This window comes from Apibacter sp., from assembly GCF_025291155.1.
In the GTDB taxonomy this organism is placed as follows: domain Bacteria; phylum Bacteroidota; class Bacteroidia; order Flavobacteriales; family Weeksellaceae; genus Apibacter.
In genome coordinates this window covers 1-5,277 of sequence record NZ_JAMBJZ010000111.1, presented here as the reverse complement: position 1 = coordinate 5,277, position 5,277 = coordinate 1, and the positions used below count along the sequence as shown (strand labels likewise).

Below are 5,277 nucleotides of genomic sequence, written 5' to 3'. Positions count from 1 at the left end.
CATTCTTAAATAATATTTTTTTTCTTTCTCTCGGTCCATTTTCATTCCTTCGGAATAATTTTTTATAATTATATGTACATAGGCAGAATCATTCACGTATATTTCTCTCAATAAATAGTTTAGAGCTTTGTATTTAACACTATATTGAAAATCTTTATTAAGAGAAGACTCTCCCATATAAAAGGCGTAAAAATTAGCTTCGTCCTCCCTTGCTACTCCTGCCTGATGTCCCATTTCATGTGCTATAGTAAAGGGAACTGATGTATCTGGAATTCCTTTTGCTACCTGTGCTTCTCCGGTAAATGGGTTATAATAACCTAATATACCTAACTTATTCATAATGGGATTGAATAAAGATACTTTTACATTTTCTTTTTGTCTGGATATTCCATAAAAAGCATTTTGTTCTAGATTAATTTCTCTAATCATTTTGTAACGATCTACAGTAAATTCTCCCTTTTTATTATTGGATACTTCTTCTTTTAACTTCAAACATTCATTAAATAAATGTTTCGCAACTATTTTATAATCGTTTAAAAAAAATTTTTCTTGAGGATTTTCAAATTGTATAAAGGTTTTAAAATTATATAATAGGCCAAAGGAAAACATAAACCATCCATACAAAATGTTTAAAAGAAACAAAATTTTAATAAAATAAGAGGTTATTTTATCCTTCTTTTTTTTAATAAAATTTATGAATGCAAGTAGAAGCCAAATTATGATAAGTGCCGACAAAAAAATATACAAATAATCTCCTATAGAAAAAGATGTGATTCCAAAAATTGTATTTAATATATGCTTAACTTTTATGACAAAATGAAAATACCAACTATTAGTTGATTTTAAACTCATTTTCAACACTTGAAATAGGAAAAATTGTAATAAAAGTGAAGACAATAAACCGTTTATACTTACTTTTATTTTTTTTTTAACTAACATGTTTATTGAAATTTTATAGATCTTATTGGAGTCATTTTAGAAATTATAAAGGAAGGTAACAACAATACGACTCCACTGATGACTAAGGTTGCCAAAGAAATTAAAAAAATATAACTGAAGTTTATATAAACAGGCACAGAGCTTACATAATAATTATCCGGATCTAACTTTACAACCTCAAAATATTTTTGAATATATAGCAATGCAATAGCAATACAATTTCCTATCAGTAAACCGGGAATCATAATAAAAAGAGTATAATTTATAAATATACTTCTAATCTGTTTGTTGGAAGCTCCCAGGGTTTTCAACATTCCTATAGAATTTGTTCGCTCAATAATTAAGATAAGTAACACCATTATTATATTGATACCAACAACTATCATCATTATAGACATAATAATAAATATGTTTGTGTCAAAAATTCGAATCCAATCATTTATCTGCGAAAAGGTAGTTGTAGCCTTTTCTGCATAATTATTAAATCCGGCACATTCCTCTATTTCAGGAAAAACATGATCCAAATCCTCAATATCTTTAGTAAAAATATCATATCCTCCAATATCTTCAGGATTCCAATGATTTAATTTCTGTATATGTTGTATGTCTCCTATTAAAAAAACATCATCAATTTGCTTAATATCCGTTCTAAAAATACCTTTTACAATAAAACGTCTATATATTGGAGTTGTATTTTCTCTTACGAAAAACATTACAAAAGAAGAATCAATATCAAGTTTCATTTCTTTTGCTATTTTTTCAGACAATATTACATCATTACTTATTGAATCTTTAGAATAGTTAGGAATATCTCCTTTAATCATAAATTCTTTAAATCGATTTCGATCAAAATCATCTGAAACTCCTTTTAATATTACTCCGGCAAAACTTGATTCTGTCCTAATAACTCCACTTCTTGTAGCATATGCTTGAACGTTGGAAACATCGGGATCTTCCTTTATTTTCTGTAATAAAACATTACTTTTATTTAATTTTGAACTATTAAAGGAATTGTTACTGTCGTAACTTCTAATAGTTACATGGCCGTTAAAATCGGCCATTTTTTGTTTAATTGCTTTTTTTGAGCCAAATCCTATAGCCATTGTTATAACAGAAACAATAATTCCTATGGCTATAGCTGTTTGACCTATACGAATTATAGTTTGAGATAGGTTGTTTTTATTGCTTTTAGATAAAGCAATTTTCTTGGATATAAACCAGGTAAAGTTCAACTCGAATATTTTTTTCAAATATACTCAATTGTTTATTATTATTACCTTTTTTACTCTATTTGATTATTTTTGAGAGCATTATATAATGCATTATTATTTTTTGATTATAAAAAATATTTCACACCTAGTGCCAACCTTCCAATCGCCCTTAAAAATTTTAATTAATTATCAACAAATACTCCTATAATTAGCTAAATTAGATTCGTTTGAATAAAAAAATAATCAATCGCGAGCAAATTCCTCAAGGTATTCATAGAAGGGTTGCATTAATGTATAGATATGTGTAGCATATGCTATAAAATCATTACTAAATAATTTTTCCTGAGGTAGATTTTTGATAACGTAAAAATTTTTTAATTTTAAATATTCGGCAGCAGGACTATCCTTATCAAAACCGTTAGGAATCCTTTTTAGCTTCGTATCATCTTGTGACAAATCCCCTATTTCTTTTTTAAATGTTTTTTCAGAAATGATATTTTGAAAGGACTCATAGTCTTCATAGATTCCTTTTCGTATATTTTTTAGCTGGCTAGATGTTAGATCATAATACCCACAGGTCAGAAAACTATTTCCCGGCTGGATATGTATATAATAACCGCAACCCTTTTTTTCATTAAAAACTGCACCAAAGTGAGTTTTATAAGGTGTTTTATCTTTAGAAAATCGAATATCTCTATAAATTCTAAATATGCACTTTTTGGGATTTAAATATTTTATTTGTAGATCTATTTGAGCCATTGATTGAATAAGCTCAGATACTAAATGCTCAAAATCATTACGAGAATTTTCATACCAACTTTTATTTTCTGCAAACCATTCCCTATTATTATTTTTTTTTAATTCCGATAAGAAATTTAAAGTTTCTTTTTGTAACATAATATTCTTATTTACTAATGTTATAAATATAGAGTTTTACCTTATATTTAATTTTAATTTATGATATATATTCTATTTATTTGCGTACCAATATTGATTCATCATATTAAATAATAAATCCTGATAAGCCCATCCTATGCTTTGAGCTGCAATACCCGTAAGGTTTATCTGGTTTTTTCTATGTGGTCTAACATTTCCTGTCATATTTGGCTTCATATTTAAATCAAATAAATAATAATCACTATTTTCATCTGATCGGCAGTCTATTCTAATAGGAGCTTTAGCTTTTACTAAAGATGCAGCTTTTTCACAATGAGAAAATAACTCTTTAATTTTTTTATTCTTAATCTCATCTTTATTTAAAACTTCACTATTTTTCACCACAGCAACTGTTCCATTATAGGGGGCAATTCCATTGATATGATTAAATCTTCTAACCGGAGGAAGACTCCAATAATCTGACATAATTTTATATTGGTTACCAAATCTATATTTTCCTGGAGGCATTACAGTAATCGTTAATTCCTTTCCAGATAAATATTTTTCAATGTAAAACGAATGATCTTTTGAATATGTTTTCTGATTTTGTTGGAGACATTCGCATAATTCTTTACCGGAATCTATTTTTATCACTCCCTGACTTCCCCTACCTCGAACCGGTTTCAATAATATGGGATATGAAAAATTAAAATTTAAGTTTATTTTTTTCACCTCGTTTAATAATAAAAAATCGGGAACAGGTATTCCATTATCTTTTAGTAATTCATTAGTGATAATTTTATTATCATACCTATCAACTCTATTAGGACACTGACCAATAAAACCTATATTTTTAGAAAAAAATTTTTCAATTGGATGTCCCTTATATAATACTGTATTCAGCCATAGCAACTCTGCTCCTTTATTAATAGCATGATTTATACCTTCTTCGGTATCCGGAAATACCCAATCCATATCAACAGTAATATTAGGAAATTTTACCGGAGTTATAATGGGAAAGGAATCTTTATATAAAGCAAAAGCTATATCTGCTCCACTGTCTGAATATCCGCCAGGTTTCATCGGCTTATAAATTCCATCCACTAATGGAGGATTATTTGCCTGATATAAGATGGCTATTTTTAAATTTTTCATAATTATCTCTATTCATATTTTATTTGATTTTTAGAATTTTTCACATAGAACTCTAAATTTTAAAATATTTTTTTCATATAGATATCATTCTACATTAATATAGATATAATTGTCATTAAAAATATTGTAAAATATAAAAAAATCCTGAATCTAATTATCCAGGATTTTATATTAATAATTCTTATTCCCATTCAATTGTGGCAGGGGGTTTAGATGAAATATCATAAGCGACCCTGTTGATACCTTTTACCTCGTTTATTATACGATTCGAAACTAATTCTAAAAATTCGTAAGAAAATTTAGACCAGGTAGCAGTCATAAAATCAGTGGTATTTGCAGAACGAATTACTGCCGTATATTCATAAGTTCTTTCATCTCCCATTACTCCAACGGATTTTACAGGCAATAGAACTACAAATGCCTGACTCACTTTATTATATAAATCATGGTTACATAATTCTTCAATGAATATATCATCAGCTTCTTGTAGTATTTTTACTTTTTCTTCCGTTACTTCACCTATTACTCGAATACCTAAACCAGGTCCCGGGAATGGATGGCGATATACCAACTCTTTAGGAATTCCTAATTCTATCCCTACTTTTCTAACTTCATCTTTAAATAATTCTCGCAAAGGCTCCAATAATTCTAATTTAAGCTCATCAGGTAGTCCACCTACATTATGATGAGATTTAATAACGGCTGAAGGACCTTTTACTGACTGGGATTCGATAACATCCGGATAAATAGTCCCTTGTGCCAAAAAATCAATATTTTCCAATTTAAAGGCTTCTTCTTCAAAAACCCTTATAAATTCATTGCCTATAATCTTTCTTTTCCTTTCGGGTTCATCTACTCCTTTAAGTTTAAAGAAGAATCTTTCTTCAGCATTGATTTTTTTTATGTTCATATTAAAATGCTCACCATAAACTTGCATTACTTTCTCTGCTTCATTTTTGCGTAATAAACCCGTATCAACGAAAATACAGTTTAATTGATCTCCGATTGCTTTATGTATTAGAACTGCTGCAACAGATGAATCCACACCTCCCGAAAGACCAAGCATTACTTTTTTATTTCCTACTTTTTCTCTTAT

At 28.3% G+C, this 5,277-nt stretch carries 5 protein-coding genes; all 5 read right to left on the bottom strand.

Annotated elements, in window-relative coordinates:
* The coding region (locus M3Z80_RS08970) for a DUF3810 family protein (RefSeq protein WP_293919273.1) at positions 1-939 on the bottom strand (939 nt) is incomplete at its 3' end.
* 2 nt (positions 940-941) lie between these two features.
* On the bottom strand, positions 942-2,171 hold the full coding sequence (locus M3Z80_RS08965; RefSeq protein WP_293919274.1) for an ABC transporter permease: 1,230 nt from the start codon (positions 2,169-2,171) through the stop codon (positions 942-944).
* 222 nt (positions 2,172-2,393) lie between these two features.
* A complete protein-coding gene (locus M3Z80_RS08960) occupies positions 2,394-3,047 on the bottom strand; it encodes a DUF2461 domain-containing protein (RefSeq protein WP_293919272.1) in 654 nt (217 codons plus the stop codon).
* Positions 3,048-3,119: 72 nt separating this feature from the next.
* Complete coding sequence (locus M3Z80_RS08955; RefSeq protein ID WP_293919271.1) at positions 3,120-4,181, bottom strand: ATP-grasp domain-containing protein; 1,062 nt, start codon at positions 4,179-4,181, stop codon at positions 3,120-3,122.
* 181 nt (positions 4,182-4,362) lie between these two features.
* A partial coding sequence (guaA, locus tag M3Z80_RS08950; RefSeq protein WP_293919270.1) for a glutamine-hydrolyzing GMP synthase occupies positions 4,363-5,277 on the bottom strand: 915 nt, incomplete at its 5' end.